Below are 16,754 nucleotides of genomic sequence, written 5' to 3'. Positions count from 1 at the left end.
ATCCTATCGGCAGGGTCCGGCAACTGTTGTCAAATGAGAACTCCTCTCATTCATAATCCCTCCCGCTTCCGCACGCCGGAAGCGTCACCAGGCCGCCGGGAGGCGCGCCGCCAAGAACATCCAAGGGATCTGAATGAAGAGAGTTTGTGTGAGCCTTGCGCTTGCCGCCGTGCAGGCAGCGCAGGCGCAATCCGTGCCTGCGTCCGCCACTTCCGACACGCGGGCGGGCGAGCTGGGCACCGTCAACGTCGAGGCCTCGCGCGCCAACGGCTTCCTGGCCGAGACGGTCGAGGCGGGCACGCTCCGGGGCGCGTCCGTGATGGACGTGCCGGCCACGGTCAACACCGTGACGCGCGAGGTGATCGAGCTGCAGGGCGCGGCGGGCGTGTACGACGTGCTGCGCAACACGGCCGGCGTGACGCGCCAGCAAAACGGCGGCGACACCTTCGACCAGCTCGTCATTCGCGGCATTGCCGTGGAGAACCGCACCAACTACCGCCTCAACGGCGCGCTTGCGATTCCCAACGTGTCGGAAATTCCGATGGAGAACAAGGAGCGCGTCGAGGTGCTCAAGGGCGCCTCGGCGCTGTACTACGGCTTCACCACGCCGGCCGGGGTGATCAACTTCGTCACCAAGCGCGCGGGCCGCACGCCCGTCACCTCGCTCGGGATGAGCGTCGACAACCAGGGCGGGCTGCAGGGGCAGGTCGACATCGGTCGCCAGTTCGGCGAGAACGACCAGTTCGGGTTGCGGCTGAACGCGGCGGGCGGCCAGCTGGGCTCGACCATCGACGGCGTGGACGGTGACCGCAAGTTCATCTCGGCCGCGCTCGACTGGCGCGTGAACCGGCGGCTCACGCTGAAGGCCGACATCGAGCACTACCGCAAGCGCATCACCGAGCAGGCCGGCATCGCGCGGCTTGCGGCGGTGAACGGCGTCATCGCGCTGCCGGCGCTGCCCGATCCGCACAAGCTGATCGCGCCGCCCTGGGCCGTGTTCGAGGCCGAGGTCACCAACACGCAGCTGCGCGCCGACTACGCCTTGAGCGACCACTGGGCGCTCAGCGTGGAGGCCGGCCATTCCGAGGCCGAGCGCGACCGGCGCCTGGCGCAGTTCGGCACCTACAACGTGCGCACCGGCCTGGGCCGTCTCACGGGCAACGTGCAGCACCTCGAGCAGCGTTCCGACCTGCTGCGCGCCGAGTTGTTCTGCACCTTCGCCACCGGCGCGCTGCAGCACGAGCTGACGCTCGGCGCGGCACGCAGCGACAAGACGCAGGCGCCCGTGTTCCAGCGCAACTACGGCGGCGCGACCACGCTGCAGAACCTGTACAGCCCCGTGCCCATCGGCGCGCTGGCGCTGAGCGCGATGCCGTCGCGGCCCACCTCGGGCGCGCAGGACAGCGAGGAGCTGGGCCTGTACGCGCTCGACCGCATCACCTTCTCGCCGCAGTGGCAGCTGGTGGCCGGCCTGCGCCACACGCGTTATCAGAGCTGGCAGGGCGCGAGCGCCACGCTGCCGGCCCTCGACTACAGCGTGCGCAAGACCACGCCGCTGGCGGCGCTGAGCTACAAGTTCACGCCCGACCTCATGGCCTATGTGTCGTACTCGCAGGGCGTGGAAGAGGGCGAGGTCGCGCCGGCCGGCACCGCCAACCAGAACACGCGCATGCCGCCGGGCGTGAGCCGGCAAAAGGAAATCGGCCTGCGCTGGCTGACCGGCGGCGGCACGCTGCTGTCGGGCGCGCTGTTCGACATCGAACGGCCCGGCGCCTACACCGACAGCGCCAACACGTTCGTGGCCAGCGGGCGCCAGCGCTACCGCGGCCTCGAGGTGTCGGCGCAGGGGCGGCTCACGCCTGCGCTGGCGTGGCAGCTCTCGGGCCAGTGGCTCGACGCCGAATTCCGCCGCATCAACGCACAGTACGACGGCAAGCGGCCCGAGAACACGGCGCGCACAACGGCGAGCGCCTTCCTCTCGTACGACATCGCGGCGGTGCCGGGGCTGTCGGTCAACGGCGGCGCGTACTTCACGGGGCGGCGTCCCGTCGACGACCTGAACCAGGGCTTCATCGGCGGCGCGACGGTCTTCGGCCTGGGCGCGCGCTACGTGGCGCAGCTCATGGGCAGGCGCACCACCTTCCAGCTGAACGTCGACAACGTGGGCGACAAGCGCTACTGGTCGGCGGCCGGCACCCGGCTGGCGGTCGGCACGCCGCGTACGATCAAGGCTCTGGTCAAGATCGATCTCTGAACCCGCGCGCCCCGCCTTGGCGGGGCTTCCTGTTTCTCGTTTTCTTCTGTTTTTCATGGCTTTGCTGCGTCGCGTCTGGTTCCAGATCCATTGGTTCATCGGCATCACGGCGGGCAGCGTGCTGGTCGTCATCGGCCTGAGCGGGGCGACGCTGTCGTTCCGCGCCGAGATCACCGACCTGCTGAACCCGATCCCCGCGGCCTCGGCCGCACCCGCATTGGCACCGCCCGCGCTCGTCGCGGGCGTGCAGGCCGAGATGCCCGGGCGGCGCATAGCGACCGTCGCCGTGTCGACCGAGCCCGGGCGCGCTGCGCGCATCGGGTTCGCGCCGCCGCCCGGTGAGCGGCGCGGCGAGACGCGCTTCGCCGATCCCGCCACCGGCGCGCTGCTGCCCGATCCGGTGGGCGAGCACTTCTTCGAGTTCGTCGAGGAGCTGCACCGCTGGCTGCTGCTGCCGCGCGACGACGGCAAGCCCCTCACCGGCTCGCTGGCCGGCCTGTTGCTGCTGCTCGCGCTGTCGGGCCTGTACCTGCGCTGGCCGCGCCGGCCCTTCGCGTGGCGCCAGTGGTTGCGCATCGACTTCGCGCTGCGCGGCCGTGCCTTCCTGTGGAACCTGCATGCGGTGGTCGGCACCGTCGCGCTGCTGGCCTACGTGGTGTCGACCACCACCGGCATGTACTGGGCCTTCGACGGCTTGCGCAAGGCGGTCGACGGTGCGGTCGGCGAAGGCCGCATGGCGCGTGCCGAACGCGCGCCGACCGATGCCCCGGTGACGCTCGACCTGGCGCGCGTCTGGCAGGCCTTCGTCGACACCACGGGCGGCGACTGGACCCAGGTGACGCTGCGGTTGCCGGCGCGCAACGGGGCGCAGGTGGAGGCCGTCTACCTGCGCACGCACCCCGAGCATGAGCGCGCGCGCAACCGCCTGTACCTGCAGGCCGCGACCGGCGAGACGCTGCGCCACGAACGCTATGCCGACAAGCCGCCCCTGGGCCGCTTCGTGAACAGCATCTACCCGCTGCACATGGGCACCTACTGGGGCCTGCCGGGGCGCATCGTGATGATGCTCACGAGCCTGGGGCTGGCGCTGTTCGCGATCAGCGGCTGGATGATGTACCTCGGCCGCCGCCGCACCGCGAAGGCCGTGCGCGCCGAGCGTGCGCGGCTCGATGCGGTCGCCGTGCCCGCCCCGGCGGGCGATGCGGGGCAGGTGCTGGTCGCCTTCGCGAGCCAGACCGGCCATGCCGAGCGCCTCGCGCTGCAGACGGCCAGCGCGTTGCAGGCGGCCGGTGTCGCGGCGGTGGTGCGGCCCGTGTCGTCACTGAGCGCTGACGCGCTGCTGCATTTCCGGCAGGTGCTGTGGGTGGCGAGCAGCTTCGGCGAGGGTGAGCCGCCCGACAGCGCGCGGGCCTTCGCTCGTGCGTTCGCGCGGCAAGGCGGCCCGGGCTTGCGCCATCTGCGCTACGGCCTGCTCGCGCTCGGCGATCGCCACTACGCGACCTTCTGCGGCTTCGGCCGCAAGCTCGACCACGACCTGCACAACCAGGGCGCGCAGCCGCTGTTCCCCATGATCGAGGTGGACGGCGAAGACCCGGCAGCGCTCGCGCGTTGGCACGATGCGCTGCGCGAGACCTTCGGGGTGCGCGATGCCGCGTGGCCCGTGTCGACCGCGCCGGCTTTCGAAGCCTGGCGGCTCGACGGCCGGCGCCTGCTCAATGCGGGCAGCCAGGGCGATCCGCTGTTCGAGATCGAGCTGCGACGCGTCAGTGGCGGCGCGATGGACTGGGTGCCCGGCGCACTGGTCGAGATCGTGCCGCGCCAGATGCACGACGACGGCACTCCGGCGCCCGCGCCGCGCAGCTATTCGGTCGCGTCGATTCCGTCCGACGGCGCCGTCCAGCTGCTGGTGCGGCAGGCGCGGCACGACAACGGCTTGGGCGTGGCCTCGGGCTGGCTCACGGTCGGCGCGCCGATGGGCACAGAACTCGCGCTGCGCCTCGTTGCCAACCCCGGCTTCGCGCTGCCCGACGATGCGCGGCCCTGCATCTTCATCGGCAACGGCTCGGGCTTTGCGGGCCTGCGCGCGCTGCTGCGCGAGCGTGCGCGCCGAGGGCACGGCCGCAACTGGCTGGTGTTCGGCGAGCGGCAGGCGGTGAACGACGGCTTCGGCGCGGACGAGGTCGCGGCATGGCAGGCCGGCGGCCTCGTGGCGCGCGCCGATTTCGTCTACTCGCGTGACCAGGCGCAGCGCGTGTACGTGCAGGACTGCCTGCGCGAGGCCGCCGAAGCGTTGAAGCAGTGGGTGGACGAAGAGGGCGCGATCGTCTTCGTCTGCGGCAGCCTCGAAGGCATGGCGCCGGGCGTGGATGCGGCGCTCACCGAGGTGCTGGGCGAGAGCGGCATGGACGCGCTCATCGCCGAAGGCCGCTACCGCCGCGACGTCTACTGATCAAACGGGCGGAAAGCTCACGCCCGGTTCGCCCGTCTGCCACGGCGTGTACTTGGCCATGATGCGCGTGAACAACTCCGACGCGGTCCAGCCCGCGAGCCAGGCCTGCAGGCGCGGCCAGGGCTGAGCGTCGAACCAGGTCGCATCGACCATCGCGAACTGGCGCACGAAAGGCATCAGCGCCGCGTCGACCAGCGTGGCGTGCGCGCCGGCCAGCTGCGCCGACATCGCGAGCCTGTCTTCGAGCCCTTGCAGGAAGCGCGCGCCCTCGTCGCGCGCCGAGCCTTCCGACGCGGGGTAACGCGCCGGGTACTTGTAGCGGTCGAGCAGCGGCTTGAAGCCGTTGTCGCAGGCGGCGATCAGTGCGAGCAGGTCGTCGAGCGTGCCGCGCTCCGGCGTCAACCAGCGCAGCGGATCGTGGCGGCGCAGCGCCCACAGCATCACGTCCAAGCTCTGTTCCAGCACCGCCGCGCCGCCGTCGAGCACCAGCACGGGCACCGTGCCCTTGGGCGAGGCCGCGAGCATCTCGGCGGGTTTGCGTTTCAGCTCGATCTCGCGCAGCGCGCAGTGCTGCCCGCTCGCCACCAGCGCGAGCCGGGCCCGCATCGCATACGGGCAACGGCGGAACGAATAGAGCACGGGGAGGGCGGAGTCGGGCATGCGAACGAAAGATGAGCAGCGGGAGCCGGCCGATTGTCGAACCATCGGGCCGGGTCGCGCGGCGGCGGGTTTTTCCTCACAATCGACCGCCATGGGCGAACGTCTTTTCCTCCGGCTCCACGATGACCCGCTGCACGGGCCGGAATCGGATGTGCCCGACGACACGCTGCAGGTGCTGCCGGTTGCGCCGGCCCTGCAGTCGCATGTCTCGCACCTGCTGATGTACCGCGAGACCTTTGCCCCCGGCCACGAGGTGCGCGAGCGCGTGTTGCCCGACGGCGCGATCCGGCTGGTCTTCAACTTCGGTGACGCGCCCTCGGCCGACGACGCGCCGGGGCAGGCGGTCGAAGCCATCGGCGCTTTCGCCGCACCGGCTGTGGTGCGGATGCGCGACACGGTGGAGGGCCTGTCGGTGGCGCTGCGGCCCGGTGCGGCGGCGGCGCTGCTCGGCGTGCCGGCCGGCGAGATCGCGGGCCGCGCGGTGCACCTCGACGACCTCTGGGGCGGGGAGGGCACGACGCTGCTCGCACGCATGGCCGAAGCGCGCGGCGATGTCGCACGCGCCGATCTGCTGCAGCAGGCCCTGATGAAGCGCCTGCAGAAAGCCGGCGACGGCACGCCACCGGCCGCTGCCATGCACGCCGCACGGCTCATCGCCGCTGCCGACGGGCGCCAGGCCTTGCGCGAGGTGGCACAGGCCGTCGGCGTGGGCGAGCGCCGGCTGCAGCAGATCTTTCATGCGCACGTCGGGCTGTCGCCGCGCGCCTGGGGCCGGCTCGCGCGGCTGCATGCCTGCCTGCGCGCACTGCGCTTGCACAGCGTGCCGGCCTGGGCCGACATGGCGCTGGACCACGGGTTCTACGACCAGTCGCACCTCGTCAACGAGTTCCGCGCCCTGTGCGGCGTGACGCCCACCGAGTTCCTCGGGCGCAGGGTTTCGGTTTCTTCCAAGACGGCGCGTTGAGGTCGACCTATCGTGGCGGCTCGTCCTGCCCAAGGACCCTCACCGAACGAAGGAGCAATGAAAAATGACAGCAGACCACCCCATCCCCGACGCCGCGCACCGTCCGCTGGGGGGCCGCGTGGCCGTGGTGACCGGCGCCAGCCGCGGCGCGGGCCGTGGCATCGCGCAGGAACTGGGCGCGGCCGGCGCCACCGTGTACGTGACCGGGCGCAGCACCCGCGCACGGCCGGCCGACACCTACGGGCAGCTGCTCGCCTTGTCCGAGCTGGCCGCCTTGCCGGGCACCATCGACGACACCGCCGACGAGGTCACGCGGCTCGGCGGGCGCGGCATCGCCGTGGCCTGCGACCACACGAAGGAAGACGAAGTGGCGGCGCTGTTCGCGCGCGTCGAACGCGAGCAGGGCCGGCTCGACCTGCTCGTGAACAACGCCTGGGGCGGCCACGAAACCTTCACGGGTGTCTTCGAGGCGCCGTTCTGGGAGCACCCGCTGTCCAACTGGGATTCGATGTTCGACCGCGGCGTGCGCAACCACCTCGTGGCCAGCCGCTGCGCCGCGCCGGGCATGGTGCGCCGCAAGCAGGGCCTGATCGTCACCACCACCTTCTGGGACCGCGGCCACTACCTGCGCGGCAACCTGTTCTACGACCTCGCCAAGGCATCGATGACGCGGCTGGCCTTCGGCATCGCGCAGGAGCTGCAGCCGCACGGCGTGGCCTCGGTGGCCGTGTCGCCGGGCTGGATGCGCACCGAGTTCGTGCTCGCGGGCCACAAGACCGACGAAGCGCATTGGCAGGAGCGCCCCGCGCTGGCGCGCACCGAATCGCCGCGCTACCTGGGCCGCGCCGTGGCCGCGCTGGCGGGCGATGCGCAGGTGCTCGACAAGACAGGCCAGGTGCTGCGCGTGGGTGACCTCGCGCGTGCCTACGGCTTCACCGACATCGACGGGCGGCAGGTCGAGCCGTTCGAGATGTAGGCCGAGCTACGACAGTTCGCGCACGTCGATGCGAAAGCGCAGCTCGGGCGCGCCGCCGAGTCCGGGCTCGGTGATGAACTCTTCGACCAGCACGCCGCCGTTGGCGCGGATCACGCGCTGTGACGCGAGGTTGTCGGGGCTGGTCGTGATCTCGACGTGGTCCAGGCCGATGGCGCGTGCATCGGGCAGCAGCGCGCGCAGCGCGGCGGTGGCGTAGCCCCGGCCGCTTTTCCATGGCACCACGCCGTAGCCGATGTGGCCGAGGCAGTACGAAGGCAAGTCGTTGGTGCCCGGCTGCCAGCGCAACTGGATGCTGCCGCAGAACTCGCCGTCCCAGAGCCAGCGCCGATAGCCCGGCAGCCGCGGCACGGTGCCGCCGGTGGGCAGCGCGATGGGCGGGCCCTTGGCTTCGCGATCAACCTGGCCGGCGAGAAAGCCTTCGGGGTCGGTGCGGATCAGCGCCAGCTCTTCGCGGCCGGCTTCGGCCCGCAGGTTGTTGGGCGACCAGCCGCGCTCCAACGCAGCGATGTAGCCGGGTAAATGCTCCGGCGAGGGCCAGACGAGTTGCAGTGCGGAAAGGGACATGGGAAACGGTCCTTGTCTTTGAAGATCAGTACGAGCGCAGCGCGATGCCCCAGCGCCCCTCGGCCTGCACGACGATCCAGAGGTTGGCGTGCGTGCTGAGCACCGCGCCGGCCGCATCGCGCCGCGTGTAGTGCACGACGAAGTGCACCTTGTCATGGCTCACGAGCACGGGCTCCTTCTTTTCGTACTGCGTGGAGGCCCAGCCGCCGGCCTTGAGCGTGTCGAAGAAATCAACCGGGTGCTGGCCGGGCACGGGCCAGTCGAGCCGCCGCGCGCCCGAGAGCATCGTGTGCGGAAAGTGCAGCTCGGCGTCCATGCCGCGCGTGTCCGAGGCGTTGAAGGCCGCCGTGAAACGGTCGAGGCAGGCCGATGCGGCCTCGACGACGGCGGCCTGCGGCGCGTCGGAGGGCGGCGGGGCGACAAAGGCGGAAAAGTCGGTCATGCGTTGGATGGTAAAGCGAGTGTGCGGTCGTGATGTGTATGGCGATATAAATGCAACCTAGTTGCGACAATCCATATAATGCAACTCCATTGCATTTGAAGAACGAGTCCCTCATGGCCGATCGCCTTCCCGTCACCGTGCTGTCCGGCTTCCTGGGCGCCGGCAAGACCACGCTGCTCAACCACATCCTGCACAACCGCGAGGGCCGCCGCGTGGCGGTGATCGTCAACGACATGAGCGAGGTCAACATCGACGCCGCGCTGGTGCGCGAAGGCGGTGCCGCGCTGTCGCGCACCGACGAGAAGCTCATCGAGATGAGCAACGGCTGCATCTGCTGCACGCTGCGTGAAGACCTGCTGATCGAGGTGAAACGGCTCGCGAAGGAAGGGCGCTTCGATCAGCTCGTGATCGAATCGACCGGCATTTCCGAGCCGCTGCCCGTGGCCGAGACCTTCACCTTCGCGGGCGAAGACGGCCAGAGCCTGGCCGACGTGGCGCGGCTGGACACCATGGTCACGGTGGTCGATGCCTTCAACTTCCTGCGCGACTACGGCTCGTCCGACAGCCTGGGCCAGCGCGGCCAGTCGCTCGGCGACGAAGACACGCGCACGGTGGTCGACCTGCTGATCGAGCAGATCGAGTTTTGCGACGTGCTCGTGGTCAACAAGACCGACCTCGTGACGGCCGAAGAACGCGAGCGGCTGATGGCGATCTTGCGCAGCCTCAACCCGCGTGCGCGCATCGAGGAATCGGAGTTCGGCCGCGTCGCGCTCGACCGCGTGCTCGACACGGGCCTGTTCGATTTCGAGCAGGCCGAGCAGGCGCCGGGCTGGCTGGCCGAGCTGCGCGGCGAGCATGTGCCCGAGAGCGAGGCCTACGGCATCCGCAGCTTCGTCTACCGCTCGCGCCTGCCGTTCCATCCGCAGCGCTTCTGGGACCTGGTGCAGAGCGAGTGGGAGGGCGTGGTGCGCTCCAAGGGCTTCTTCTGGCTCGCGAGCCGGCCGACCCGCGCGGGTGCGTGGTCACAGGCCGGCGGTGCCTGCCGCTACGGCGTGGCGGGCCTGTGGTGGGCGGCCGTGCCGCGCGAACACTGGCCGACCGACCCCGACGGGCTCGAACTGATCCGCAAGAACTGGGACGACGCCACCGGCGACGCGCGCCAGGAGCTGGTGCTGATCGGCATCGGCATGGATGAGGCCGCGCTGCGCGCACGGCTCGATGCCTGCCTGCTCACGCCCAACGAGATGCGCTTCGGCCCCTCGTGGTGGCAGAACCTGCCCGATCCGTTTCCGTCGTGGAACGTGTAAAGGCGAAGTTCAGTCGTCGGCGGCGCCGGGCTGCATCGCCTGCTGCACCAGCCGGGCCATGGCCGACGCGTTTTCGCTGCCGACGGCGGCCAGGCCCTGCACGGTGCCTTGACGGTCCTGCAGGGCTTCGTCCTGGCTGGCCTTGAGCTTGCCTTCGAGGCGGTCGATGGGGATCTCGATGCCCACCACGGCGCGCGCCAGCTTGCGGATGAAGGTCTCGGGCGCGTCCGTGGTCTGCCAGGGCACGGGCTGGCCGGCCTCGTTCGCCGCTGTCAGCCGCGCGAGCAGGTCGAGCAGCCAGGCTTCGTCGTCGATGGCGCGCGCGATGCCGTGCGCGTGGGCGACGGCGTAGTTCCAGGTCGGCACCACCTGGCCGTGCTCGGCCTTGCCGGGGTACCAGCCGGGCGTGATGTAGGCCTGCGGCCCCTGGAACATCACGACAGAAGGGGCCGGGGCATCGAGCTGACGCCACACGGGATTGGCGCGCGACACGTGGCCGAGCAGCGTGCCGAACGGGCCGCGCGAGCGGTCGAGCAGAAAGGGCAGGTGGTTGGCGACCAGCCCGTCGGCGCCCGGCACGACCCAGGCGCCCAGCGGGTGCGCGTCGATCAGCGCGTGGCTCGCGCCGAGGTCGGGCTGGCGGTGGTGCCGGGAGACGTACACGCGCGGCCTGGTCGGCTCGGCGACCTATCGGGCACAGTCGCCGCACATGCCGTGCAGCGTGAGCGCCGTGTGCCGCGTGTCGATGCCCTGCTTGCGCAGCGCCTTGCCGAGCCGGCCCATCACCTTGGGCAGTTCGGGGTCGGAGGGCAGGGCCAGCACCTTGTGGCACTGGTCGCATTCGAAGGTGTTGCCCGAGGCGGTGTCGACGTGCCGCGCGAAGCGGTTGACCCGGTCGGCGCCCACGCGGCGGTCGCACAGGCCGGCCTCGACCAGCCGGTCGAGCACGCGGTAGAGCGTGACGCGGTCGGGCGGCTCGCCCGTGGCGGCGGTGTAGGCGGCGGCCACTTCCTCGTGGGTCAGCGGCTGCGAGCCGTGTTCGAGCAGCTCGAGCACGGTCTGGGCGGCGCGCGTCACGCGCAGCCCGCTGCCGCGCAGCAGCGCCTCGCTGTCGAAGGCGGGGCGGGACGACGAGCTTTTCAGGGGCGGGGTGGGGGTCTTCATGCGAAACGCCATTGTGTTGCATCCGGCGCTCCCTTGTGCCGACAAGGGCGCCGGGGCGGCCCGAAGGCGCGGATGTTGCGAGGTGCAAGTCAGCCAACCGGCCGTTTCGCCGCGGCCCGGGTCGCCCGAATGCGCTAAGGTCCGGGCATTCGCATTCCTGAATACCTTCGTTGACCATGTCCCGTCCCCCCATCGAAATCGAAACCGCCCCGAACCCCACCGCCTCGGTGGTCCTGATGCACGGCCTGGGTGCCGACGGCAACGACTTCGTGCCGATCGCCGGCGAACTCGACCTGTCGGCCGTGGGCCCGGTGCGCTTCGTGTTCCCCAACGCGCCCGTCATTCCCGTGACCATCAATGGCGGCTACGAGATGCCCGCCTGGTACGACATCGCGGTGGCCGATCTGGTGGCGCGCGAGGACGAGGCCGGCCTGCGCCGCTCGCAGGCGAGCATCGAGGCCCTCATCGCGAATGAAAAGGCACGCGGCATCCCCGCCCACCGCATCGTGGTGGCCGGCTTCTCGCAAGGCTGTGCGATGGCGCTGATGACCGGGCTGCGCCACGGCGAGCGGCTGGCCGGCATCGTCGGCCTTTCGGGCTACCTGCCGATCGCCGCGACCACGGCGGCCGAGCGCCACGGCGCCAACCACGACACGCCCGTGTTCCTCGCGCACGGCCGGCAGGACCCGGTGGTGCCGCTGGCGCGCGCCGAACAGTCGCGCGACGCGCTGGTGGCGCTGGGCCACCCGGTCGAATGGCACGAATACCCCATGGCGCACTCGGTCTGCATGGAAGAGATCGCCGACCTCAACCGCTTTTTGCTGCGCGTGTTCGGCTGAAGGCCCGCCACGCCGGGCCGCGCGCGCATCCATCCTGATCCTGTCACCCCGCAAGAACGCACAGAAGGAGACCCCCATGATTCTGGTCATCGGACACGCGCTGGCAAAGGCCGACACCCTGCAGGCGATGCTGGCCATCAGCGTGGAACACGTGCTGCGCTCGCGCGCCGAGCCCGGCTGCATCTCGCATGACGTCACGACCGACGTGCAAGACCCGCTGCAGCTCACCTTCGTGGAGCGCTGGAGCGACATGGCGGCGCTGCAGGCGCACTTTCGCGTCGACGCGTCGCGCGCGTTCGGCAAGGCGCTCGCGGCCATGGCCGACGGCGTGCCGTCGATCCATGTCTACCAGTCGGAAGAGATCGACCTGTCGGCGGGCCGCCCCAAGGCCTGAATTTCGAACCCCACTGCGCGCCGCAAGGCCGGTGGTATTTGAGAGGGCAGCTATGAAAAAAGTAGCAAAAAACAGCATAGCCGGATGCGGGATTCCCTGCTTCAGCAGTGCCTGTCCGCCCGTGCTACCTTCCAGCCCCACAGAAGATTGATGGGTCATAAGAACATGAGCAACAGATTGCAGGAGAGGCTGGGTGCACTCCCGGCCGCGCGATTGAAGGGAATGCGTCGCGGCATCGAGAAGGAAAGCCTGCGCGCGCTGCCCGACGGCAAGCTGGCCCTCACGCCGCATCCGCTGGCGCTGGGCTCGGCGCTCACGCATCCGCACATCACGACCGACTTCAGCGAATCGCAGCTCGAACTCATCACGGGCGTGCACGCGGGCGTGGAGTCGGCGCTCGAAGAGCTCACGCGGGTGCACCAGTTCACCTACCGCGTGCTCGACCAGCTCGGCGACGAGCGCCTGTGGGTGTCGAGCATGCCCTGCGGCCTGCCGACCGACGAGACCATTCCGATCGGCCGCTACGGCTCGTCGAACGTCGGCCGCGCCAAGAGCGTGTACCGCATGGGCCTGAGCCACCGCTATGGCCGCCGCATGCAGACCATCTCGGGCATCCACTACAACTGGTCGCTGCCGGAGGTGTCGAGCGAAGAGTACTTTGCGCTCATCCGCAACTTCCGCCGCCAGGCCTTCCTGCTGCTGTACCTGTTTGGCGCCTCGCCGGCCCTGTGTTCGAGCTTTGTCGCGGGCCGCCCGCACGAGCTGCAGCCGCTGGGCGACGGCAGCATGTACATGCCGCACGGCACCTCGCTGCGCATGGGCCGCCTGGGCTACCAGAGCGAGGCGCAGGCCTCGCTGGCCGTGAGCTACAACAGCCTGGAGGGCTACGGCGCCTCGCTGCAGGACGCGCTCACGCGTCCGTGGCCGGCCTACGAGGCCATCGGCATCCGCAACCTGGGCGGCGACTACAACCAGCTGGGCACCAGCCTGCTGCAGATCGAGAACGAGTTCTACGGCACGATCCGCCCCAAGCGCGTGATCCACTCCGGCGAGCGCCCGCTGCACGCGCTGCGCGAGCGCGGCGTGGAGTACGTCGAGGTGCGCCTGATGGACCTCGACCCCTTCGAGACCGTCGGCATCAACGCGCAGACCATGCGCTTCATCGACGTGTTCCTGCTGCACTGCCTGCTGAACGACAGCCCCGACGACACCCCGCAAGAAATCGCCGACCTGGCGCAGAACCAGCACCTCACGGCCGCGCGTGGCCGCGAGCCGGGGCTGAAGCTGCGCCGAGACGGGCGCGAGGTCGGCCTGACCGACTGGGGCCTGGAGCTGGTCGAGCAGTGCCTGCCGATTGCCGCCGCGCTCGACGCGGCGCAGGGCGGCACGCAGCATGTCGACGCGGTGCGCGCCGCCAAGGCCGGCCTCGAGAACCCCGACAGCCTGCCTTCGGCCCGCGTGCTCGCGGCCATCGAGCAACAGCACGGCAACTCTTTCGTCGGCTTCGTGCGCGCCCAGTCGGAGCAGACCCGCGCCGCGCTGCTGGCGCTGCCGTTCTCGGCCGCGCAGCAGGCCGGGTTCGAGCAGATGACGGCCGAGTCGATCCAGGCGCAAAAGCGCATCGAGGCGGCCGACACCATGCCCTTCGAGATCTACCGCGAGCAGTATGTCTCGCCGGCGCGCCTGGGCATGGCCCCCGGCCGCCTGCCGGTCGCAGCCTGAGACGGTCACCCCGGCGGCGCCGGCCGGCGCATGCCGACAGCGCCGCTGGCCGATGGCCTACAGCCATTGACCTGTCCGGCTCACCGTGGCGCGGCGGCCAGCCCCGAAGATGGCGTCATGCGCTGCCCAGTTCCGGACCCGAGACACCCACCATGACGCTCCATGCCTACCTGGTCGAGGACAGTCCGGTGATCCGCGAGAACCTGGTCGACTTTCTCGAGGACGTGATCGATGCGCACGTGATCGCCTCGGCCAGCACCGCCGACGAAGCGCTCGACTGGCTGCGCGACCACAAGAGCGACTGGGACCTGGCCATCGTTGACCTGTTCCTGCAGCGCGGCAACGGTCTGGCCGTGCTGAACGCCTGCCGCCAGCGCTCGCCACACCAGAAGGTGGTGGTGCTCAGCAACTACGCCACCGCCGACATGCGCCTGCGCTCGCAGCAGCTGGGTGCCGACGCCTTCTTCGACAAATCGGCCGAACTCGACCAGCTGGTGGCGTACTGCGCCACCGTCCAGCCGTCGCATGGGTGACTCCCGCCGGGGGCGCCCGGCGGCGAACGGGGCGGGGAACTGAGGTAAAACGTTGGGTTGTTGTCAATTGGCAACCCTCATCAACACCGACCCACACCGTTCAGACAGCGAGCAGAGACCTCATGAGCAACAGCACCTCCATCGACTTCCAGGGCCGTGTGGCCATCGTGACCGGCGCCGGCGGCGGCCTGGGCCGCCAGCATGCGCTGGCATTGGCAGCGCGCGGCGCCAAGGTGGTGGTCAACGACCTGGGCGGCGCGCGCGACGGCTCGGGCGGCTCGGTCAGCGCCGCGCAGGCGGTGGTCGACGAGATCAAGGCGGCCGGCGGCGAAGCCATTGCCAACGGCGCCTCGGTGACCGACTTCGAGGCCGTGCAGGCCATGGTCAAGCAGGCGGTCGACGCCTGGGGCCGCGTCGACATCCTGGTGAACAACGCCGGCATCCTGCGCGACAAGAGCTTCGCCAAGATGGAACTGGACGACTTCAAGCTGGTGGTCGACGTGCACCTGATGGGCGCCGTGAACTGCACCAAGGCCGTCTGGGCGCTCATGAACGAGCAGAAGTACGGCCGCATCGTGATGACCACCTCGTCGTCGGGCCTGTACGGCAACTTCGGCCAGAGCAACTACGGCGCCGCCAAGCTGGCGCTGGTGGGCCTCATGCAGACGCTGAGCATCGAAGGCGCCAAGAACGACATCCGGGTGAACTGCCTGGCGCCCACCGCCGCCACGCGCATGACGGAAGACCTGTTCCCCAAGGACATGCTCGAGGCGTTCCGCCCCGAGGCCGTGGTGCCCGCGATGCTGGTGCTGGCCGCGCAGGACGCGCCCAACCGCACCATCCTCTGTGCCGGCGCCGGCACCTTCGAGGCCGCGCATATCACGCTGACGCAGGGCGCCTGGCTGGGCATTGCCGCCGACACGGCCGAGCAGCTGGCCGCGCGCCTGTCGGAAGTGACCGCGCGCGAGGGCGAGGCCGTGCCGCAAAGCGGCACCGCCCAGGGCGCGAACGAAGTCGCCAAGGGCCAGGCGAACGCCGGCCGGGGCTGAACTTTCGTCACTCGGTGCATGGCGCTTGACTTCGAGCGCACTCGAGCATTTCCAATGAATTCACCGGATGTCCGGTGTCTTCATTCATCCAAGGAAATCACGCCATGCACACGATCGACAACAAGGCCCTGGTCCAGCGCATCCACGCGGAGCTGGACAGGGGCAACGGCCAGGCCTTCATCGACAGCCTGGCCGACGACGCCAGCTGGACGCTGGAAGGCAGCACGCCCTGGTCGCGCACCTACCAGGGCAAGCAGGCGATCCGCGAAGAGCTGATCAAGCCGCTGTTCGGGCAGTTCGCGGGGCCCTATGTGAGCAAGACCGAATGCATCATTGCGGAAGGCGACCGCGTGGTGGTGCTGTTCAGCGGCGACGTGCCCACCAAGGCCGGCAAGCGCTACAACAACCGCTATTGCTACGTCTACCGACTCGAAGGAGGCCAAGTGAAGACATTGACCGAGTACTTCGACACCGCGCTGGTCGAGCGGGCGCTCGACGCGCCGACCGCCCATGCCGGCTGACGCCAGCGCTGCCACGCCGTCGTTCCACATCGGCGAACTGGCCGCGCGCACGGGCCGCACGGTGCACGCCATCCGCTGGTACGAATCGCAGGGCCTCGTGCCCGGCGTGGCGCGCGATGCGGGCGGGCGGCGCGTGTACGGCGAACTGCATGTGGGTTGGCTCGACCTGATGGACCGGCTGCGCCGCACCGGCATGTCGATCGCCGAGATGCGCGACTACACGGCGCTCGCGTTGCAGGGCAAGGCCACGCTGCGCCAGCGGCGCGACCTGCTCGAGGCGCACCGCGCGCGCGTGCACCAGACGATCGCCGACTGGCAGCAGGCGCTGTCGCTGGTCGATCGCAAGATCGATTTCTACGACGCCTGGATGGCCGACGGGCGGCGCCCGCCGCTCATTCCGGTGGAAACGCCGCAGCGCCTGCCCGCACCGAAGCGCAAGCCGGCGTGCTGAGCGTCGACTCGACTACTCGGCGACGAAGCCCTCGCCGTCGCGGCGGATCGAGTCGCGGGCGCGGTGGTTGTTGAGGCGGCCCAGCGTGTTGTCGAGCAGGCGCTTGAGCTTGTCGGCCGCGCCGCGGAAGGCCTCGTCGAGGCTGGTGGCATGCTGTGTCACCGCGAGCGGCTGGTGGTGCGCCAGGCGCGCTTCCATCACGCAGCACTTGTCGCCACCGCCGGCCTTGTCGTGGTTCTCGTCGCTCAGGTGCACCTCGACGCGCGTCACGTCTTCGACGAAACGGCTCAGGTGCTGCTTGATCTCGGTGTCTGCCCAGCGCTCCAGCGTGTCCTTGTTGGTGATGCCATTGCTCGTGTTGACCTGGATCTGCATTGCGTATGTCCCTGCTGGATGGTGAACGAGCCTTCACTGTGCACCCGAAAGAGTGCCCCTGCGCGTAGG

18 protein-coding genes are annotated in these 16,754 nt (G+C 69.9%); 12 read left to right on the top strand and 6 right to left on the bottom strand.

All coding sequences use genetic code 11. The annotated features are described in order from the left end of the window. The first annotated feature begins 133 nt into the window (after positions 1–133). Positions 134–2,254, top strand: coding sequence for a TonB-dependent siderophore receptor (locus tag AC57B8_RS05555; protein ID WP_496478913.1), 2,121 nt, complete (start codon positions 134–136; stop codon positions 2,252–2,254). A 55-nt stretch (positions 2,255–2,309) separates the two neighbouring features. Next, positions 2,310–4,703 (top strand): PepSY domain-containing protein, encoded by a 2,394-nt coding sequence (locus AC57B8_RS05550; RefSeq protein WP_496478912.1) that lies wholly within the window; start codon positions 2,310–2,312, stop codon positions 4,701–4,703. Here AC57B8_RS05550 and AC57B8_RS05545 read toward each other — a convergent pair whose 3' ends face one another. Continuing rightward, positions 4,704–5,363, bottom strand: coding sequence for a glutathione S-transferase (locus AC57B8_RS05545; protein WP_496478911.1), 660 nt, complete (start codon positions 5,361–5,363; stop codon positions 4,704–4,706). Positions 5,364–5,454: 91 nt separating this feature from the next. Here AC57B8_RS05545 and AC57B8_RS05540 point away from each other — a divergent pair, with 91 nt between their 5' ends. After that, positions 5,455–6,327 carry a helix-turn-helix domain-containing protein gene (locus AC57B8_RS05540; RefSeq protein ID WP_496478910.1) on the top strand — a complete coding sequence of 291 codons (873 nt, stop codon included), beginning with the start codon at positions 5,455–5,457 and terminating at the stop codon, positions 6,325–6,327. A 64-nt stretch (positions 6,328–6,391) separates the two neighbouring features. Beyond that, on the top strand, positions 6,392–7,303 hold the full coding sequence (locus AC57B8_RS05535; RefSeq protein ID WP_496478909.1) for an SDR family NAD(P)-dependent oxidoreductase: 912 nt from the start codon (positions 6,392–6,394) through the stop codon (positions 7,301–7,303). A 6-nt stretch (positions 7,304–7,309) separates the two neighbouring features. On the opposite strand, the gene AC57B8_RS05530 is transcribed toward AC57B8_RS05535, so the two are convergent. Together AC57B8_RS05530 and AC57B8_RS05525 are read right to left on the bottom strand one after the other, a co-directional pair. Further along, positions 7,310–7,888 (bottom strand): GNAT family N-acetyltransferase, encoded by a 579-nt coding sequence (locus AC57B8_RS05530; RefSeq protein ID WP_496478908.1) that lies wholly within the window; start codon positions 7,886–7,888, stop codon positions 7,310–7,312. Between the two features lie 25 nt (positions 7,889–7,913). Further along, positions 7,914–8,330 (bottom strand): hypothetical protein, encoded by a 417-nt coding sequence (locus tag AC57B8_RS05525; protein WP_496478907.1) that lies wholly within the window; start codon positions 8,328–8,330, stop codon positions 7,914–7,916. 113 nt (positions 8,331–8,443) lie between these two features. Between AC57B8_RS05525 and zigA the strand changes: the two genes are divergently transcribed. Then, complete coding sequence (zigA, locus tag AC57B8_RS05520) at positions 8,444–9,637, top strand: zinc metallochaperone GTPase ZigA (protein ID WP_496478906.1); 1,194 nt, start codon at positions 8,444–8,446, stop codon at positions 9,635–9,637. A gap of 9 nt (positions 9,638–9,646) precedes the next feature. On the opposite strand, the gene AC57B8_RS05515 is transcribed toward zigA, so the two are convergent. Further along, positions 9,647–10,300, bottom strand: coding sequence for an FMN-binding negative transcriptional regulator (locus tag AC57B8_RS05515; protein WP_496478905.1), 654 nt, complete (start codon positions 10,298–10,300; stop codon positions 9,647–9,649). Positions 10,301–10,324: 24 nt separating this feature from the next. After that, positions 10,325–10,801 (bottom strand): Fur family transcriptional regulator, encoded by a 477-nt coding sequence (locus tag AC57B8_RS05510; RefSeq protein WP_095747674.1) that lies wholly within the window; start codon positions 10,799–10,801, stop codon positions 10,325–10,327. Positions 10,802–10,977: 176 nt separating this feature from the next. On the opposite strand from AC57B8_RS05510, the gene AC57B8_RS05505 reads away from it, so the two are divergent. The 7 genes from AC57B8_RS05505 (at position 10,978) to AC57B8_RS05475 (ending at position 16,310) form a co-directional block, all read left to right on the top strand. Beyond that, the gene (locus AC57B8_RS05505) at positions 10,978–11,640 is read left to right on the top strand and encodes a dienelactone hydrolase family protein (protein ID WP_495274121.1); all 663 of its coding nucleotides are present in this window, start codon (positions 10,978–10,980) and stop codon (positions 11,638–11,640) included. A gap of 76 nt (positions 11,641–11,716) precedes the next feature. Then, the gene (locus tag AC57B8_RS05500) at positions 11,717–12,034 is read left to right on the top strand and encodes a putative quinol monooxygenase (RefSeq protein WP_307587546.1); all 318 of its coding nucleotides are present in this window, start codon (positions 11,717–11,719) and stop codon (positions 12,032–12,034) included. 165 nt (positions 12,035–12,199) lie between these two features. Then, complete coding sequence (gene gshA / locus AC57B8_RS05495; protein ID WP_062477001.1) at positions 12,200–13,756, top strand: glutamate--cysteine ligase; 1,557 nt, start codon at positions 12,200–12,202, stop codon at positions 13,754–13,756. Positions 13,757–13,908: 152 nt separating this feature from the next. After that, on the top strand, positions 13,909–14,289 hold the full coding sequence (locus AC57B8_RS05490) for a response regulator transcription factor (protein ID WP_062476998.1): 381 nt from the start codon (positions 13,909–13,911) through the stop codon (positions 14,287–14,289). Positions 14,290–14,411: 122 nt separating this feature from the next. Further along, the gene (locus AC57B8_RS05485) at positions 14,412–15,338 is read left to right on the top strand and encodes an SDR family NAD(P)-dependent oxidoreductase (RefSeq protein WP_496478904.1); all 927 of its coding nucleotides are present in this window, start codon (positions 14,412–14,414) and stop codon (positions 15,336–15,338) included. Between the two features lie 104 nt (positions 15,339–15,442). After that, on the top strand, positions 15,443–15,859 hold the full coding sequence (locus AC57B8_RS05480; protein WP_159270919.1) for a nuclear transport factor 2 family protein: 417 nt from the start codon (positions 15,443–15,445) through the stop codon (positions 15,857–15,859). Continuing rightward, the gene (locus tag AC57B8_RS05475) at positions 15,849–16,310 is read left to right on the top strand and encodes a MerR family transcriptional regulator (protein ID WP_496478903.1); all 462 of its coding nucleotides are present in this window, start codon (positions 15,849–15,851) and stop codon (positions 16,308–16,310) included. Before AC57B8_RS05480 ends, AC57B8_RS05475 begins: the two co-directional genes overlap by 11 nt. 12 nt (positions 16,311–16,322) lie before the next feature. Here AC57B8_RS05475 and AC57B8_RS05470 read toward each other — a convergent pair whose 3' ends face one another. Further along, positions 16,323–16,685, bottom strand: a complete 363-nt coding sequence (locus AC57B8_RS05470) for an HPF/RaiA family ribosome-associated protein (protein ID WP_062476985.1) — start codon at positions 16,683–16,685, stop codon at positions 16,323–16,325. Positions 16,686–16,754 lie beyond the last annotated feature (69 nt).

This window comes from Variovorax sp. BGA-UO-ETr-C22, assembly GCF_059567965.1.
Note: the sequence above shows the minus strand (reverse complement) of the source record. Positions and strands in the feature narration are given on the sequence as shown.